This window comes from Peribacillus sp. SIMBA_075 (assembly GCF_046534585.1).
This window is the reverse complement of sequence record NZ_JAWRYN010000836.1, coordinates 1-263: the sequence shown is the minus strand read 5'-3', so window position 1 is coordinate 263 and position 263 is coordinate 1. Positions and strand designations below refer to the sequence as shown.

Below are 263 nucleotides of genomic sequence, written 5' to 3'. Positions count from 1 at the left end.
GGATCGGAAAAAGACATTGCTCGGTGTTTTGACAGCAGACGCTGTGAACGGAGCCAAGCAGGAAGGAAAAACATTGGAGGATGTGCTGCGAACAGAAGTACCAACCGTTGGACCGCAGACACTGCTCAATGAATTGTTTGATCTGGTTGCGTTTTCCGATATTCCCGTAGCGGTGATTGGCGAACAGAACCGTTTGCTGGGTGTCATCGTAAAAGGGGCCGTCCTGGGCGGTTTGGCAGGAAAAGTAAATCATGAGAATCCAC

At 50.2% G+C, this 263-nt stretch carries 1 protein-coding gene; it reads left to right on the top strand.

Going from position 1 to position 263, the window contains the following annotated elements:
- Window positions 1-263 (top strand): CBS domain-containing protein (locus SB775_RS30580; RefSeq protein WP_410865020.1); only part of this gene is annotated, 263 nt, incomplete at both ends.